Annotated in this window: 14 protein-coding genes and 2 pseudogenes; 7 read left to right on the top strand and 9 right to left on the bottom strand. The window is 70.7% G+C overall.

Features of this window, described 5'->3' with window-relative positions; all coding sequences use genetic code 11:
- From GTW40_RS07430 to GTW40_RS07415, 4 genes are all read left to right on the top strand, one after another.
- On the top strand, positions 1-1,093 hold a 1,093-nt coding region (locus tag GTW40_RS07430), incomplete at its 5' end, for a hypothetical protein (RefSeq protein WP_161179360.1).
- On the top strand, positions 1,090-2,565 hold the full coding sequence (locus tag GTW40_RS07425) for a VWA domain-containing protein (protein ID WP_161179359.1): 1,476 nt from the start codon (positions 1,090-1,092) through the stop codon (positions 2,563-2,565). The genes GTW40_RS07430 and GTW40_RS07425, both read left to right, overlap by 4 nt.
- A 68-nt stretch (positions 2,566-2,633) precedes the next feature.
- Complete coding sequence (locus GTW40_RS07420; protein WP_161179358.1) at positions 2,634-3,746, top strand: AAA family ATPase; 1,113 nt, start codon at positions 2,634-2,636, stop codon at positions 3,744-3,746.
- Entirely contained in the window at positions 3,743-6,685 is a 2,943-nt protein-coding gene (locus tag GTW40_RS07415; protein WP_161179357.1) for a DUF5682 family protein, read from the top strand. The genes GTW40_RS07420 and GTW40_RS07415 overlap by 4 nt, the downstream gene beginning before the upstream one ends.
- Positions 6,686-6,756: 71 nt before the next feature.
- On the opposite strand, the gene GTW40_RS07410 is transcribed toward GTW40_RS07415, so the two are convergent.
- The 4 genes from GTW40_RS07410 to GTW40_RS07395 all read right to left on the bottom strand — a co-directional run bounded on the left by GTW40_RS07410 (position 6,757) and on the right by GTW40_RS07395 (position 11,351).
- The gene (locus GTW40_RS07410) at positions 6,757-8,115 is read right to left on the bottom strand and encodes a GH1 family beta-glucosidase (RefSeq protein ID WP_161179356.1); all 1,359 of its coding nucleotides are present in this window, start codon (positions 8,113-8,115) and stop codon (positions 6,757-6,759) included.
- A 29-nt stretch (positions 8,116-8,144) separates the two neighbouring features.
- On the bottom strand, positions 8,145-8,984 hold the full coding sequence (locus tag GTW40_RS07405; RefSeq protein WP_161179362.1) for a carbohydrate ABC transporter permease: 840 nt from the start codon (positions 8,982-8,984) through the stop codon (positions 8,145-8,147).
- A 61-nt stretch (positions 8,985-9,045) separates the two neighbouring features.
- The gene (locus GTW40_RS07400) at positions 9,046-10,029 is read right to left on the bottom strand and encodes a sugar ABC transporter permease (RefSeq protein WP_161179355.1); all 984 of its coding nucleotides are present in this window, start codon (positions 10,027-10,029) and stop codon (positions 9,046-9,048) included.
- 5 nt (positions 10,030-10,034) lie between these two features.
- On the bottom strand, positions 10,035-11,351 hold the full coding sequence (locus GTW40_RS07395) for a sugar ABC transporter substrate-binding protein (protein WP_161179354.1): 1,317 nt from the start codon (positions 11,349-11,351) through the stop codon (positions 10,035-10,037).
- Between the two features lie 251 nt (positions 11,352-11,602).
- Between GTW40_RS07395 and GTW40_RS07390 the strand changes: the two genes are divergently transcribed.
- A complete protein-coding gene (locus GTW40_RS07390) occupies positions 11,603-12,067 on the top strand; it encodes a hypothetical protein (protein WP_161179353.1) in 465 nt (154 codons plus the stop codon).
- On the opposite strand, the gene GTW40_RS07385 is transcribed toward GTW40_RS07390, so the two are convergent.
- Positions 12,058-12,549: a DUF3293 domain-containing protein gene (locus GTW40_RS07385; protein ID WP_161179352.1), complete on the bottom strand. Its 492-nt coding sequence runs from the start codon at positions 12,547-12,549 to the stop codon at positions 12,058-12,060. The genes GTW40_RS07390 and GTW40_RS07385 overlap by 10 nt on opposite strands.
- A gap of 257 nt (positions 12,550-12,806) precedes the next feature.
- Between GTW40_RS07385 and GTW40_RS07380 the strand changes: the two genes are divergently transcribed.
- A complete protein-coding gene (locus GTW40_RS07380; protein WP_237525382.1) occupies positions 12,807-13,952 on the top strand; it encodes an alpha/beta hydrolase in 1,146 nt (381 codons plus the stop codon).
- Complete coding sequence (locus GTW40_RS07375) at positions 13,949-15,400, top strand: carboxylesterase family protein (protein WP_161179351.1); 1,452 nt, start codon at positions 13,949-13,951, stop codon at positions 15,398-15,400. The genes GTW40_RS07380 and GTW40_RS07375 overlap by 4 nt, the downstream gene beginning before the upstream one ends.
- A gap of 13 nt (positions 15,401-15,413) precedes the next feature.
- Here the strand turns inward: GTW40_RS07375 and GTW40_RS07370 are convergent, their stop codons facing one another.
- From GTW40_RS07370 to GTW40_RS33005, 4 genes and pseudogenes are all read right to left on the bottom strand, one after another.
- On the bottom strand, positions 15,414-15,713 hold the full coding sequence (locus tag GTW40_RS07370; RefSeq protein ID WP_161179350.1) for a hypothetical protein: 300 nt from the start codon (positions 15,711-15,713) through the stop codon (positions 15,414-15,416).
- Positions 15,714-15,799: 86 nt separating this feature from the next.
- A complete protein-coding gene (locus GTW40_RS33015) occupies positions 15,800-16,486 on the bottom strand; it encodes an IS3 family transposase (protein ID WP_343245629.1) in 687 nt (228 codons plus the stop codon).
- A gap of 23 nt (positions 16,487-16,509) precedes the next feature.
- Positions 16,510-16,568, bottom strand: a pseudogene (locus GTW40_RS33685) (hypothetical protein); the annotation flags it as partial.
- A 137-nt stretch (positions 16,569-16,705) separates the two neighbouring features.
- Positions 16,706-16,921, bottom strand: a pseudogene (locus GTW40_RS33005) (IS3 family transposase); the annotation flags it as partial.

Below are 16,921 nucleotides of genomic sequence, written 5' to 3'. Positions count from 1 at the left end.
GGAGGCCGTCGGGCGCGCGAGCGGCGACGACGAGCGCGCACCGGCGGGCGCCGGGCAGCCCGTCAACCTCCTGCTCGCCGCCCGCAGTTGGCTGAGCGACCTGGCGCGGGCCGGGTGGCAGGGCATCGACCACGAACTCGTCGGCGGAGCCGCCCCCGTGGTCTCCGCGATGCTGCCCGACCCGGCGCTGCGCCGGCTCGCCGCGCTGCTCGACGGTTTCGCCGCCGAACTCGCCGCCTCCTGCCCCGGCGCCACCCTGGAGCGGGTTCCGGAGCGGCGCTGGGCCGACCTGTGGTCGCGGGCGCTGCTGCTGACCGTGCCGGGCGCGCTCGGCACCCCGGCGGTGACCGCGGTGACAGGGCGGCTGCTACCGCTCGGCGTCGACGTGCAGGAGCACGCCACCGCCGTACAGGCGCAGGTGCACGCGGTGTTCGAACCCACCGACGGTGGCGCGGCCCGGCTGGTGCGGGCCTCGGTGTCCGCGCCGAAGCCCGACTCGGTCGTCGGCGCCGGTCTGTGGCAGCTGCTGCGCCCGCACATGTCGCTGCTCGCGGCCCTGGGCGAGGGCCGGGCGATGGACCTCGACGCCATGCCGGTCACCGGCGAGGGCGACCTGCTGTGGGACGACGCGCGGGCCCGTGCCGGGGAGCCCGCCGAGCCGTTCACCACGGCCCGGGTGGCGCTGCCCGCCGCCTCCGCCTTCCCGACCGCTCCGCTCGACCGGCATCCGACGCGGATCGCGGTGCCGGTCCTGGTGGAGGGGTACGCGGTGGACGAGACCGAGGGCGTCGCCTTCGACGTCACCGGGTGCCGGCTGCGGGTCGACGCCGACCGCGTCCCGGCCGCCGGGCCGCTCACCCCGGAGGTCGTCGCCGCGTCGTCCGCCTGTCTGGGGCTGCTGCGCTGGGACGCCGGGGAGTTCCTGCTCCAGCCGCTCGCGGTGGAGCGGACCGTACGGAAGAAGGCGGTCGCGGTGCACGCGGGTGCGTGGGCCGGGGGTACGACCGACAAGGCCGGGGTGCGGGCGGAGAAGGCGGCCACAGACGCCGTGACCGTGCTGCGCGAGCGGGCGGGAAGGCTGCTGCGGAAATGACCCAGGAGACCGCCCGGGACCTCACCCCCGGCACCGGCCACGGCGCCCCCGCCGACACCGGGCCCGTCGGCACCGGCCCCGCCGCCCCCGACCCCCAGGAGAACCGCCGCCAGGTCCTCTACTGGCGCCTGCTCGCCCGCCTCTTCGACCCCGAGGAGCAGCCCGGTCTCGAGTCCGCGTCCCTCGCCGTGGTCGAGGACATCGGCCTGCCGCCCGCGCTGCTCGACCCGGACGCCTCCGTGGACTCCGTCGTCCAGCGCCACCCGGAGCTGGCCGCCGAGCTGGACGGGCTGATGGCGCCCGAGCCGGACCCGGACGGCACCCGTGACCGGTCCGCCGAGGTACGGCGCGCCGCGCTCGCCTCCAAGCTGCTGCTGAACGTGTTCGCCTCCCGCCCCGGCGAGGTCACCGCCGGACAGCTGGCCCGCTGGCAGGCCGACGCCGACTGGCTGGAGCGGGCGTTCGGCTGCGAGCCGGGCGAGCTGCGCGGCGGCAAGGCCGGGAGCAGGAGCGGGGGCCGTGCGGCAGGGAACACCGGCACCGGCTACGGCGCGCCCACCCCCGACCTCAGTCGGCTCATTCCGGAGATCGGTCCGGAACTCGGCGCCATCGAGGCCGGTCTCGTCCAGCGGATGCGGCTGCGCGAGGTACTGGCCGACCCGCGGCTGGCGGCCCGGCTGACGCCGAGCATGTCGCTGGTCGAGCAGCTGCTGCGCGACAAGGACAACCTCTCCGGCGTGGCCCTGGCGAACGCGAAGTCGCTGATCAAGCGGTACGTCGACGAGGTCGCGCAGGTGCTGCGCACCCAGGTCGAGAAGGCCACGGCCGGTGAACTCGACCGCTCCGTGCCGCCCAAGCGGGTGTTCCGCAACCTCGATCTGGACCGCACCATCTGGAAGAACCTCACCAACTGGAGCCCGGAGGAGGAGCGGCTCTACGTCGACCGCCTCTACTACCGGCACACCAGCCGCAAGACGACGCCCCAGCGGCTGATCGTCGTGGTGGACCAGTCCGGCTCCATGGTCGACTCGATGGTCAACTGCACCATCCTGGCGTCCATCTTCGCCGGGCTGCCGAAGGTCGACGTCCATCTGATCGCCTACGACACCCAGGCGCTGGACCTCACCCCCTGGTCCCACGACCCGTTCGAGACGCTGCTGCGCACCAAGCTCGGCGGCGGCACGGACGGCACCGTGGCCATGGCGCTCGCCCAGCCGAAGATCGCGGAGCCGCGCAACACCGTCGTGGTCTGGATATCCGACTTCTACGAGTGGCGCTGCCAGGAGCTGTACGACAGCTTCGCCGCCGTGCACCGCTCGGGCGCGAAGTTCATCCCCGTCGGCTCGGTGACCAGTTCCGGGCGCGGCAGCGTCAACCCGTGGTTCCGGGAGCGGTTCAAGGACCTGGGCACGCCGGTGATCTCCGGCCACATCAAGAAGCTCGTGCACGAACTCAAGACGTTCCTCACCTGATCACGGGGCCCAAGTGGCGGCTCTTGCCCTTCCCCTCTGATCCCCCTGTACCGAAAGGCACTTCACCCATGTCCGACCTGCTGCGCGCCCCCGCCGAGATCAAGTACGCCGAGGAGCTCGACTGGCTCGAGTCCGTCGACGACAACCCCAAGCCGTTCTCGTGGCGGCTGTCGCCCAAGATGGTCCGGCTGTTCATCCTCGGCTCCGAGCGGGCCGACGGGCTCGACCGGGAGATCTCGCAGAAGTGGTTCGGCGACCGCAGTTTCGTGGAGCGGTCCATCGTGACCCTCGCCTCCGACCGGGGTCTGCTGCTGATCGGCGACCCGGGCACCGGCAAGAGCTGGCTGGCGGAGCTGCTGTCCGCCGCGATCTCCCGCAACTCCACGCTGGTGGTGCAGGGCACGGCCGGCACCACCGAGGACCACATCAAGTACTCCTGGAACGTCTCCATGGTGATCGCCAAGGGCCAGTCCCGGGAGTCGATGATCCCCTCCCCGATCATGACGGCGATGGAGGGCGGCGCGATCGGCCGCTTCGAGGAGCTGACCCGTTCCACCAGCGACGTGCAGGACGCGCTGATCTCGATCCTGTCGGAGAAGTACATATCGGTGCCCGAGCTGGAGAGCGACAACATCGTGTTCGCCAAGCCCGGCTTCTCGATCATCGCCACGGCCAACAGCCGCGACCGGGGCGTCAACGACCTGTCATCCGCGCTGAAGCGCCGCTTCAACTTCGTGCGGATTCCGGTGGTGACCAACAAGAAGAGCGAGGCGGAGATCGTCCGCTTCCGCACCGAGGAACTGCTGCGGCGCCACTCGATCGACCTGGACGTGCCGCCGACCCTGCTCGACGTGCTGCTCCAGAGCTTCGCCGACCTGCGCGCGTCGGCCGCCTCGGCCGGCAGCGACGACGAGAAGCTGGAGTCGGCGCTCTCGACGGCCGAGCAGATCGGTGTCCTTGAAGACGCCGTGCTGCACAGCAACTTCTTCGGGGAGCACACGCTCACCGCCCGTACGCTCGCCTCGTCGCTGATCGGCTCCCTCACCCGGCGCGAGCCGGAGGACCTGGCCATCCTCAACAAGTACCTGCACGGCGTGGTCGAGCCGCGCAGCAAGGAGGAGGGCGGCTCCTGGCCGGAGTTCCTCGAGGGCGGCCGCGACGCGATCGCCACCCTGTCGTGAGCGGGGACGACGCCGTCACGAACGGCACCCCGGAAGGCGCGTTCGGCGCGCTGCGCGGACAACTCCAGCGGGCGGCCACCGAGTTCGCGGGCGGCCCCGACGCCCTGGAGGGCATCCTCCTCGGCATGGTGGACGACGTGGACCGGGCGGTCCGCGAACCGCTGGAGATCTTCCCGGTCTGCCACCACTCCCCCGCCTCCGCGCTCGCCATGGCCCGCAGACTGCGCGAGAAGCAGCCCAAGGTCGTGTACCTGGAGCTGTGCGAGGACATGGCCCCGCTGCTGAGCGAGCTGCGCAACTGCCGTCTGCCGGTGGCCGTGCAGGCGTTCGCGGGCAAGGTCGACGGCTTCCCCGCCGAGTGGGCGCCGCTGTCGGTGGTCGCGCCGATCACCGAGGCGTCCGCCGAGTACCAGGCCGTCGCGTACGCCCTGGACACTCCGGGCGTGGAACTGGTCCTCGTGGACCGTTCGGCCGACCATGTGTACCAGTGGGACACGGACCGTACGGCGCCGGAGTCCGCCACCGATGACGAGGCGCCCGAGGAGGCTCAGCTCCACGGCGAGGCCGTCGGCGTGGAGATCGGCGACCTGCGCCCGCGCTTCGCCGAGCTGGAGGAGCATCTGCTGCGGCACGGCCGGGTGCGGCACTGGTCGGAGTGGTGGCACCAGTACGTCGAGGTCCCGCTCGCGGGCAGCGACCACGACACCTACCGCCAGGCCATGTTCCTCATCGGCAGCCTCTTCCGGCGGCTCGCCCCCGGTGACGAGGGCCGGGTGCGGGTGGACGAGGACCGCGAGCGGTACATGTGGACCCGGATGCGCGAGCACCTGGCGGCATCGGGCGCCGACCCGGCGGACTGCCTGTACGTGTGCGGGGCGTTCCACGCGGCCAGCCGGGTGGACGAGTTCGGCGTCGAGGGCACTGACACGTTCACCATCTCCCCACGTACGGCGACGACTTGGCAGTACGGCCTGATCCCGTCCAGCCACGCGGCCATCGAGGCGCAGTTCGGCCTCGCCGCGGGCTCGGTGTCGATCGCCGCCACGGAGTGGACCAAGGGCCTGAAGCGCTCGCGGATACGGCCGTACCGGCTGGCGGGGCAGAAGGGCGCCCCGAAGAAGGCGGCGGCTCCGGCGAAGGCACTCGCGCCTTCGTCGGCCCCCACTCCGGACCGCCTCACCGGCTTCCTTCAACAGGCGCCCGTACTGGACACATTGGACGAGGCGGAGCTGCTCGGCTGGTCCGTGGACATCGTCCGCGCTGCCCGGCGCAACGGCTATCTGGCCTCCACCGCCGACGCCATCGCCGTCTTCGAGACGTCGATCCTGCTGGCCGGGATGCGCGACCGCGCGAAGCCGACGCCGTACGACTTCCAGGACGCGGCGGTCACCTGCATCGAGAAGGACGCCGTACCCGGCCGACGGGACGTACGGCACCTGGTCGAGATCATGCTGGGCGGCGACCGGATCGGCCAGGTCGGCTACGACGCCCTGCCGCCGCTGGCCCGGGACGTGCACGACCGACTGGCACCCCTGGGGCTGAAACTCCAACAGCGCGGCGTACAGCGGGCGTTGCTCGACATCGTGTCGCATCCCGAACTGGCGGCCTGCTCAGACGTGTTGTGGATGCTGCGCCGCCTGCTGCCGCACGGCGCGGCCCGTCCGATCATGGGTGAGCGCAAGCTCGGTGAGCGTTCCCTCCAGGAGTCCTGGGACCTCGCCATCGGCACCCACCAACGGTCCCTGATCGAGCTGGGTTACGAGGGCGTCAGCCTGGAACAGGTCCTGGAGCAGCGGCTGCGGCGCGAGGCGTACGGCCCGCAGGCGACGGCCGCGACCGTCCTGGCGGCGGTCGAGGACGCGACGCTGTATCTGGGCGGCGGGCGTCTCGCCGACGAACTCGGCACCCACGCGCTGAAGGTGCTGGCCACCGAGCGCACGGTGGACGGGGCGCCGGAGGTGCTGCGCCGGGTGCGGAGGCTGCTGGCGTACTACCGCACCCACGCGCCGGTGCTGCCGCCCTGGATCGAGTCCTTCGCGAAGGCGGGGTACGCGCACTACTGCACGCTGCTGCCGACGGCGTTCCGCGACGAGGAGGCGACGGTCGGGCAGGTCGCGGCGATGCTCGGGTTCCTGTTCAGCATGGAGAGCCTGGCGCTGTCGCTGGGCTGCGACCGGGCCCAGCTCGAACTGGCGGTGGCCCAGTCGCACCCCGAGGACCCGGCGAAGACGGCGCTGCTGTGGGCGGCGCAGGTGCACCTCGGCACGCTGCCGCGCGCCGAACTGCGGGCGCGATGCGTCGAGTTGCTGGACAACCCGCTGGTGGTGTCCGCCTATCCGCGCTACCTGAGCGGCTTCGTGCACGCCCTGGAGCCGGTACCGGGCCTCGCGGACGTGGTGGTGGAGGCCGTCTCCAACGCCTTCGGCCGGCTGCCGGACACGGTGCTGCTGCCGTGGCTGCCGCTGCTGATCACCACGCTCCGCTCCCAGGCGGGCGAGCTGGCGCCGCTGCTGATCCGGGAGGCCGCCCGGATCTTCCCGGCCCGGCTGGCGGCACTGGACGCGTGGACGCCGCCGTGGCTGGCCGAGGCACCGGCCCCGGTACGCCCGGAACGGCGGGCTCCGCGTGGCGTGGCCCTACTCCCCGCGCACCCCGCGACCTGCGACGCGCTCGCGGAGCTGCTGGGCTGCACGGACGGCTGGACGGACTGCTGGACGGCCACCGACGCCCCGGCCGAGCGGGGCGCCGCGCTGCTGGCCGCGCATCCGGCGACCTGCGACGCCGTGGCGGAGCTGCTGGGCTGCGACGGCGACTGGGCCGAGCCGGGCGGTACGGCTCCCACTGCCACTTCGGCCACCTCGGCCGCTTCGGCCTCGGTGTTGGCCGATCGCCACCCGGCCACGGCGGCGGCCTGGGAATCCCTGCTCGCGCGCACCTGAGGGGCGGCGCTCGCGCACATCCGACGGCCCCGGGCCGGGTCCGGCACTGCGGACCCGGCCCGGCGCGCGTCTCAGCCGGTGGCGAGCTTCCGGTGCGCGTCCACGATCTCCGCGTACCGCCGTCCGCTGCTCTTCACCGTCCGCCGCTGTGTCTCGTAGTCCACGTGGATGAGCCCGAACCGCTTGGCGTAGCCGTAGGCCCACTCGAAGTTGTCGAGGAGGGACCAGGCGAAGTACCCGGCGAGCGGGGCGCCCTTGCGGGCGGCGGAGGCGCAGGCGGCGAGGTGGGACTCCAGGTAGGCCCGGCGCTCGGGGTCGTGGACCGTGCCGTCGGGGCCGACCGTGTCGGGGAAGGAGGAGCCGTTCTCCGTGACGAAGATCCTGTGGGCGCCGTAGTCCTCGGTGAGGCGCAGCAACAGGGCCTCGATGCCCTTGGGTTCGATCTCCCAGTCCATACCGGTGCGGGAGATGCCCTCGCGGCGTACGGCGCGGGCGTGCGGGACGGGCCCCTGCGGGTCGTCGATGACGTACGCCGGGAAGTAGTAGTTGAGGCCGATCCAGTCGAGCGGCGCGGCGATGGTCTCCAAGTCGCCTGGCTTTTCGGGGAGTTCGACGCCGTAGAGCTCGCGCATGTCGGCGGGGAAGCCCCGGCCGTGCACGGGGTCGAGCCACCAGCGGTTGACGTGGCCGTCCTGGCGGCGGGCGGCGGCCGCGTCCTCGGGGCTGTCGGTGGCGGGGTGGACGGTGGAGAGGTTGTTGACGATGCCGACCTCGGCATCGGGCGCGGCGGCGCGTACGGCCTGGGCGGCGAGCCCGTGACCGAGGAGCAGGTGGTAGGAGGCGCGGACGGCGGCCGTGAGGTCGGTCCAGCCGGGGGCCATCGTGCCCTCCAGATGGCCGATCCAGGCGGAGCACAGGGGTTCGTTGAGCGTGGCCCACAACTTCACGCGGTCGCCGAGGCGTTCGGCGACGACGGAGGCGTACTCGGCGAGGGCGTGCGCGGTGTCGCGCTCGGGCCAGCCGCCCCGGTCCTGGAGGGCCTGCGGCAGGTCCCAGTGGTAGAGGGTGACCGAGGGTGTGATGCCCGCCTCCAGCAGGGCGTCGACCAGCCGGTCGTAGAAGGCGAGCCCCTTGGCGGTGACCGGGCCGTCGCCGCCGGGCATCACGCGCGGCCAGGCGACGGACAACCGGTATGAGTTGACGCCGAGTTGGCGCATCAGCGCGAGGTCCTCGGGCCAGCGGTGGTAGTGGTCGCAGGCGATGTCGCCGGTGTCGCCGCCCGCGGTCTTCCCGGGTGTGTGGGAGAAGGTGTCCCAGATCGACGGTGCGCGGCCGTCCTCGGCGACGGCGCCCTCGATCTGGTAGGCCGCCGTGGCGGTGCCCCACAGGAAGTCGTTCGGGAGGGCGGCGAGGTCGATGGGTTCGGACACGGAAGTCCCTTCACGGTGGGGGGTGTTGGTCACTTGACGGCGCCCGCGGTCAGTCCGGCGACGAGGTAGCGCTGGAGCAGCAGGAAGCCCGCGACCACGGGCACGCTCACCACCAGGGAGGCCGCCATGATCTGGTTCCAGTAGACGTTGTAGAGGGTGGAGTAGCCCTGGAGGCCGACGGCGAGCGTGCGGGTGGTGTCGTTGGTCATGACGGAGGCGAAGAGGACCTCGCCCCAGGCGGTCATGAAGGCGTAGACGGCGACGGCGACGATGCCGGGCACGGCGGCGGGCACGACAACCCTGAACAGCGCGCCGAGCGGCCCGCAGCCGTCCACCAGTGCGGCCTCGTCGAGGTCGCGGGGCACGGAGTCGAAGTACCCGATCAGCATCCAGATAGAGAACGGCAGCGAGAAGGTCAGATACGTGAGGATCAGTCCGCCGCGCGAGCCGAACAGGGCGATTCCGGTGGCGTTCCCGATGTTGACGTAGAGCAGGAACAACGGGAGCAGGAAGAGGATGCCGGGGAACATCTGGGTGGACAGCACGGTCACCATGAAGACGCGCTTGCCGCGGAACTCGTAGCGGCTGACGCCGTAGGCCGCGAAGACCGCGATGACGACCGAGCAGACGGTGGCAGCGCCCGCGACGATCAGCGAGTTCACGAAGTAGCGGGCGAGCGGGATCGTGGACCAGATGTCGATGTACGGCCGGATCGTCAACTCACTGGGCAGCCAGCGGAATTCACCCGTCACGTCGGCGAGCGGCTTCAGCGAGCTGGAGACCATCACATAGACGGGCAGCAGGACGAAGCCGGTGAGCAGGGTGAGGAAGATCCGGCGGGACCACAGGAACGAACGGGGCCGCGACAGGGGCGACTTGGGCATCGGCTTGCCCAACGGCCCTTGGACGGCCTTGGACATGGTCGGCGTCTCAGACATCGGCGCCCCTCCGTCCGCGCGAGGTGAACAGCAGATAGCCGCCGGTCACGACCAGCAGGAAGAGCAGCAGCAGGACGGACATGGCGGAGCCGGTGCCGAAGTCCCAGGTGAGGAAGGTCGTTTGGTAGATGTGCACCGAGATCAGGTCCGCCGCCTCGGGGGCGCTCCGGCCGAACAGCACGAAGGGCGTGTTGAAGTCGTTGAACGTCCAGAGGAACAGCACCAGGACGAGTACCTGGTTGACGGGCCGCAGCGCCGGGAGCGTGATGTGGCGGATCTGCCGCCACATCCCGGCGCCGTCCAGCGCGGCGGCCTCGTACAGCTCGCCCGGGATGTTCTGGAGCCCCGCCATCACGATCAGGAAGGCGAAGGGCCAGCCCTTCCACACCGAGACGGTGAGCAGGGCGTAGAAGCTGTTGTCGCCGAGCAGCCAGAAGGAACGCTGGCCGGTGAGGTGGAGCTGGTCATGCAGGACGTGGTTCACCAGGCCGTTGTCGTGCTGGAACATGAACACCCAGGTGATGACGGCCGCGTAGACGGGCAGCGCGTACGGCACCAGGAACAGGGCGCGCAGCAGGCCGCGGCCCCGGAAGGTGTCCTGCATGAAGACGGCGGCGGCCGTGCCGATCAGCCAGCACAGGGCGACGGACAGCAGCGTGAAGCCGACGGTGACGACGAACGAGTGGAGCAGCGCCTTGCCCACGGGGGCGTCGAAGTCCACGGACACGCGGTAGTTGTCCAGTCCCGTCCAGGGCGCGGTGGACCAGTCGCGGATGTGGAACCGGGTGAGTTCCCGGAAGCTCATCAGCGCGCCCATGACCATCGGCACCAGATGGACGAGGAGTTCGAGGACGAGCGCGGGGAGCAGGAGCAGATACGGGAGGGTCACGCGCCGGACGCGCCCGGTGCGGCGCGGGCTCCGCGCGGCACCGGGCGCGTCGCCGCGCACCGGTTCCTTCAGAACGGTGGTGGTCATGGTCGTCAGGCCGCCGGCATCTGCTGCTGGGCCTTCTCCAGCTTGGCCTTGACGGAGGCGGTGGTGACGGCGCGGCCCGCGGCGGCGTCCGCGAACAGGTCCTTGACCGCGGTGCCGACGGCGGTCTCGAACTGCGACTCGTCGGCGACCTGGGGCAGTGCGGTCGCGCTGGTGGCGAGGGTGTTCTTGAGGACGGCGGTGGCGGGCGCGTCGAACGCGGGGTCCTGCTGGGCGGCCTTGACCGGTGGGATGGAGCTGTAGGCCTTGTTGAGGATCTTCTGCTCGCTGTCGCTGGTCATGAACTTCACGAACTGCGTCGCGCCGTCGAGGTGGTGACTGTCCTTGAAAATGGCGAGGTTGATACCCGCGACCATGGAGTTGACCTGGGTGCCGGTGCCGGGGGTGCCGGACTGGACGGGCACGGGGGCGATTCCGTAGGCGTCGTCGCTCATGCCCTGGGACTTGAGGTTGGCGGCGGCGGACTGCCAGAGCAGCATGGCCTGCTTGCCCTTGGCGAAGTCGCTGACCGACTGGTTCTGCGCGTACTCGGCGTTGCCGGCCGGGATGGCCTTGTCCTTGGCCATCAGATCGACATACTGCTTGACCGCGTCGACCACCTTCGGGTTGGTGAAGTCGGGCTTTCCGTCGGCGGTGAAGAAGTCGCCGCCGTGCTGCTTGGCGAAGACGAAGACGTGGTGGATGTTCTCGGAGACGTTCGAACCCTCCGCGCCCAGCGGGGACTTGCCCTTCGCCTGGATCTTCTTCCCGTCGGCGACCAGCTCGTCCCAGGTGGCCGGGGGCTTGGCGATGCCCGCGTCGGCGAAGATCTGCTTGTTGTAGTAGAGCGCGTACGCCATCGAGTACAGCGGTACGGCCGCCGGGTCCTTGCCCGTGGCGCCGGTGGAGCCGAGCGCGGAGTCCACGAACCGGTCGCGGCCGCCGATCTTCTCGAAGTTCTTCGCGTCCCAGGGCAGCAGCGCGCCGGTGGCCTGGAGCGAGGCGCTCCAGGTGTTGCCGATGTTGAGCACGTCGGGGCCCTGGCCCGAAGTGGCCGCCGTGAGAATGCGGTTGAGCAGGTCGGACCAGGGAACGACCTCGACCTTCACCTTGATGCCGGTCTGCTTCTCGAACTTGTCCAGCTCCGGCTGGAGGACCTGCTTGTCCACGGCGATGCTCGCGCCCTGGTTGGAGGCCCAGTAAGTCAGCGTCTTGGACGACCCGTCGGCGCCGTCCCCGCCCGACGTACCCCCTCCGCACGCGGTGGCCGCGAGGGCGAGAGACATGACGACGGCGCCGGTGGCCGCGGCTCGGATGCTGCGCATGGCTCCAGAAGTCCCTTTCCGGGAGTCGAGACCCCGAGGACCACTCACGACAGCCGACACCCGTTCGACCCCCGAAGGCTCCTCATGGCTTAATTTAGGACGTGAGTTAAACCCTCGTAGGGGGTGGAGTCAAGGGATCGGGCGGCTTTTGCAGCGGTGGGATGGCGGCGCCCCCGGACACCAACTCCCGTACGGCTCTGCGATGATCGGCGTCCAGTCGGCCCGGAGGGCCGCTCGCCCAGGGGATGCCCATGTTCTCGACCACTGTCTCGTACCGCGCGCTGCCGGTGCTGCTGCCCGCGCTGCTGGCCGGTGTCCTGCTGACTGGCTGCTCGGCGGGGCACGACACCGCCTCGGCATCCCCCTCTCCGTCTCCCACGTCCGCGCGGACGCAGCCGATCTCCTCCACACCCGAGGTCCGGGACGCGCTCGCCGTGCTCCGGGCGACGTACAACGACGGCTGCACGACGCCGGACAACTGCGAGTACTTCCTCACCCGTGTGCACGACAACCTCGAGGAGCTCGCCGCCTCGATGAAGGCCGACCCGCAGGGCAAGAGCCACTTCGCCGCGCCTCTGGCCTGGACGGACACGCTGCGCGGGACGTTGGGGAAGGACACGTCCTTCCCCAATCTCGAGAAGCACCAGAAGCTCCTGCTGGACACCCGGGACAAGATCAATGCCTGGATGCGGTCCCACCCGGAGGACTATCGCTGAGCAGGGCTGTCGCCGGACGCAGGGTTCTCGGCGGACGCGGGGCTCGCGCCGGGCGCGGGGTTCCCGCCGGGCGCGGAGGTCGTCCGCCACCCCGCCGCCTCGCTCCGCTCCTCGAAGCACGCCAGCAGGCGCCACGCCTCCGGGCTCCACGCGAACACCGCGTCCTGACCGAACCGGCGTCCCAGGGCGCGGGCCTCGGCGTCGGTCAGTCCGGTGACGGCCACACTCTCCTCGGTGTGGGTGCCGCAGGGGCTGCCCCCTGTGGCGGGCCACCATGTGTGTCGGCTACGGCCGAGTTCGGCCAACAGTGATGCGTGAGCCCGCGCGTTGTCCTCGGGGGTGACGACACGTCCACGGGGGTTGAACGCGGTGATGACGTGGATGGTCCGGCCGGACTGATCGGGGTACGGCCCCTCGGTCACGCCGGTGGCGCAAGGCAACACCCGTACGACGTTCCGCTCCCCGAATCGGATGTCCACCACGGCCTGTCTGTAGGCAGTCCATCGCTCCTGCATGAGCCCTCCTCTGTAAAGAGAGGACCCCCTTACACACCCGGCAGGGAGATCCGCGCCCGGGGCCGTTCGGGCTCGGCGTGATCGTTTTCGTGAACGGATTGAATGCTGCCACAGGGTGCTGCGCAAGGCCAGTGGAGGGCGAACCCACACATAGGTCACCCCACACATCAGCCACTCGATGTGGTGCACGCACACATGTCGTCCCCCGACATAGCCCGCCTAACATGTGCGCCCATCAGCGCAGCATCGCGAAGGGCATAGGGGGACACACCATGGGGCGCGACCACACGGGGCACGGACACACAGAGCTCGACCACACCGACAACCCTCCAAAGCACGCCGAAGCGCCCCGCACCCGCCCCATCCCCACCGACCGCCTCACCCTCCACGTCACCGACGTACGCGACCACGGCGACCCCGTCGTCTTCCTGCACGGCAACGTCTCCTCCGCCGCCTTCTGGCGCACCGTCCTCCCCCGCCTCCCCGACCGTTACCGCCCCCTCGCCCCCGATCTGCGCGGCTTCGGCGGCACCGAGCCGCTGCCGGTCGACGCGACGCGCGGCCTGCGTGACCACGCCGACGACCTGGACGCCCTGCTGTGCGCCCTCGGGATCGAACGGGCCCATCTGGTGGGCTGGTCCATGGGCGGCGGCGTGGCGTTGCAGTACCTGAACGACCACCCGGAGGCGGTCCGCTCGGTGACTCTGGTCAACCCCGTCTCGCCCTACGGCTTCGGCGGCACGCACGGCCTCGACGGCACCCTCAACTCCGAGGACGGCGCGGGCTCGGGCGGCGGTACGGCCAACGCGGGGTTCGTCGCGCGGCTCGCCGAGGGCGACCGCGGTGCGGACTCCCCGCTCTCCCCCCGCTCGGTCCTGGCCGGCACATACGTCAAGCCGCCGTGGCGCCCACGCCCCGAGGACGAGGACGCGTACGTCGACTCCATGCTCACCACCCGCACCGGCGACGACCACTACCCCGGCGACAGCACCGCTTCCCCCGCCTGGCCCGGCACCGCCCCCGGCACCCGGGGCGTCCTCAACTCCCTCTCCCCGCTGTACTTCCGCCTGGACGCCCTGCACCTGATCGACCCCAAGCCGCCCGTGCTCTGGATACGCGGCGAGGACGACGTGATCGTGTCGGACACCTCGCTGTTCGACCTGGCACACCTCGGCGCGCTCGGCGCGGTACCGGGCTGGGACGGCACCCCGGCCCAGCCGATGGTGGCCCAGACCCGTCACGTCCTGGACCGCTACGCGGCGCACGGCGGTACGGTACGGGAGGTCGCCGTACCCGACGCGGGTCACGCGGTGCACCTGGAGAAGCCCGAGGAGTTCATGACGGCGCTGCTGGAGGTCCTGTCGGCATGACGGTGTGCACGACCGAGCAAGGCGCTGTCCGGGGCCGTACCGGCGCGGACGGCGTGGCATCCTTCCTGGGAATCCCGTACGCGGCACCGCCGTTCGGCGAGCTCCGCTTCAAATCCCCTTCCCCACCGCAGCCTTGGACCGGCGTACGCGACGCCACCGCTTACGGCCCGACCGCACCCCACGCCCCGTACGCCCCGCCGTTCGACGCCCTGATCCCCGAGGACAGCATCCCGGGCGAAGAGTGCCTGAACCTCAACATCTGGACGCCCGCGCCGGATCCGGGCGCCCGGCTGCCGGTGATGGTGTGGCTGCACGGCGGCGCGTTCTCCAACGGCTCGGGTTCGGCGCCGGGTTACCACGGCAGCGCCTTCGCGCGCGACGGCGTGGTCTGCGTGACCCTCAACTACCGTCTGGGCACGGATGGTTTCCTTCGCCTGCCCGGCGCGCCCGACAACCGCGGGCTGCTGGACCAACTGGCCGCCCTGCGCTGGGTCCGCGCCAACATCGCCTCCTTCGGCGGCGATCCGGACCAGGTGACGGTGTTCGGGGAGTCGGCCGGCGCCATGAGCATCGGCGCGCTGCTGGCCACGGGCGAGCTGCGCGGCCTGGTGCGCCGCGCCATCCTCCAGAGCGGCTCGTGCCACTACTTCCTGCGCCCCGGCACCGCCTCCCGGATCGCGGCCCACCTGGCGGCGAAGCTCGGCGTCGAACCGACCCCCGACGCGTTCGCCGCCGTCCCCCTCGACGACCTGCTCACCGCCCAGGCGGACCTGCGAACCGAACTCAACACCCGTCCCGATCCCGCCCTTTGGGGCGAGGCCACGCTCAACATGATGCCCTTCGAGCCGGTCCTGCCCGACCTCTCCCTCCCGGGCCCGGACTGCGGCATCGACCTCCTCATCGGCACCAACCGCGAGGAGTACCGCCTCTTCCTCGCGCCCACCTACCGCCTCGACGCCTTCGCCGAGTCCCGTCTGCGCACGATGACGGCGGCCTTCGGCCTCGACCCCGACAAGGCCCTCCCCGTCTACCGCGCCGGCCGCCCCGCCGCCACCCCGGGTGAACTCCTCGACGCCGTGGCCACGGACTGGTTCTACCGCCTCCCCGCCGTCCGCCTCGCGGAATCCGTCCCCGGCTCCCACCTGTACGAATTCGCCTGGCGCTCCCCGCAGTTCGACGGCCGCCTCGGCGCCTGCCACGCCCTGGAACTCCCCTTCGTCTTCGACCGCCTCACCGACCCGACGTACACCCCGCTCCTCGGCCCCCACCCACCCCAGCCCCTCGCCGACACGATGCACACCGCCTGGGTGTCCTTCGCCCGCACCGGCGACCCCGGCTGGCCCGCGTACGACGAAACCACCCGCACGACGATGGTCTTCGCCGAGGAGTCGACGCCGCAGAAGGATCTACGGGCGGAGGAGCGGGTGTTGTGGGAGGGCGTGCGGTAAGCAGACGGCGGGCTCAGTCCGAGTCCGCGTCCGCGTGCGATGGCAGGAGTGCACCCCCGATCAGACCGGTGCCCAGCAGGGCCACGCTCTCCTTTGCATCGTCAGCAACCCGAACCCGGCCGCCGCGCACACTGACGACACGCGGCATCAGAACGTCACCGGCCTCGATCACCACCGCGTTCGCGAGCCGGAACTTCGCCTGATCACCCGAGGCGTGGGAGCCTGAGACGATGTCGCAAGCCGTGAGCACGGCCCGGTCGGCATATTCCCCGGACAGGCCGCTTCCGACGCCTCCGAGAGAAGCGCCGACCATCGCAGGAAGTCGTACAACCTCACATCGTCTCAAGCAACGCGGCCCACACCGCCGATCCGTGAACCGTTCCGGGTTCGGTAGAGATCTCAATTGTTGGTTGTGACCTGAGGTTTCGTGCTTGCTCGGTAGTGGTTGTTCTCGTATTCGACGGGTGGGACGTGGCCTATCTCACCGTGGAGTCGTCGGTGGTTGTACCAGTCGACGTACTCGGCGGTGGCGAGTTCGACGTCGGACAGCGTCTTCCATGGCCGTCGGGGCTTGATCAGCTCGGTCTTGAACAGGCCGATCGTGCTCTCCATCAGGGCATTGTCGTAAGCGTCGCCGACCGAGCCGACCGAGCCGATCGAGGCGGCGATACCGGCAGCGTCCAGATGCTCGGCGAGCCGGAAACTCGTGTACTGCGACCCGGCGTCGGAATGATGGATCAACTCTCCTGATCGGATGGGGTGTTGGTCACGATCGCGCTGCCAGAGCGCCATCTCCAGGGCGTCCAACACGAAGACCGTCTCCTTCACGGTGGCCGCGGACCAGCCGACGATCCGGCGGGAGAAGGTGTCCACCACGAAGGCGACGTAGACGACCCCGGCCCAGGTCTTCACGTGGGTGAAGTCCGCGACCCAGCAGCGGTTCGGGGCATCGGCGACGAAGTCGCGGTCCAGCAGGTCCGGGGCCCGTTCGACCTGCCCGCCGGGCAACGTGGTGATCACGCGTTTGCCACGGACCGCTCCGGCGATGCCAAGCTCGCGCATCAGGCGTTCGACGGTGCAGCTCACGCCAGATCTTCCTCGCCCCGTAGACACGGTAGTTGGTGTCGTAGGCACGCTGGATCAGTGCCTTCAGCTCGCCGTCCCGCACGGTCCTGGCCGACGGCGCGGTCCGACGTTTGTGGTGGGCGTAATAGGTGGAGGGGGCGATCTTGCAGTCGTACTCTGTCAGCACGCGGCAGATCGGCTCGACACCGCCGAAGCGGTCCCGGTGCTCGTCGATGAAGGCTACGAGCGCGTATGTGGCCGGTCGAGCTCGGCCGCGAAGAAACTTGCCGCAGCTTTCAAGATCTCGTTGGCCCGCTTGAGCTCGGCGTTCTCCTTCTTCAACCGCTTCAGCTCGGCCGACTCCTCGGTGGTCACGCCAGGGCGCACGCCGGCGTCGACCTGGTCCTGCCGCACCCACTTCCGCAGCGTTTCGGTCGTACCGATGCCCAGCTTCTG

The sequence above is a fragment of the Streptomyces sp. SID4985 genome, from assembly GCF_009863025.1.
Taxonomy (GTDB): Bacteria; Actinomycetota; Actinomycetes; order Streptomycetales; family Streptomycetaceae; genus Streptomyces.
This window is presented reverse-complemented; position numbering and strand designations above follow the sequence as displayed.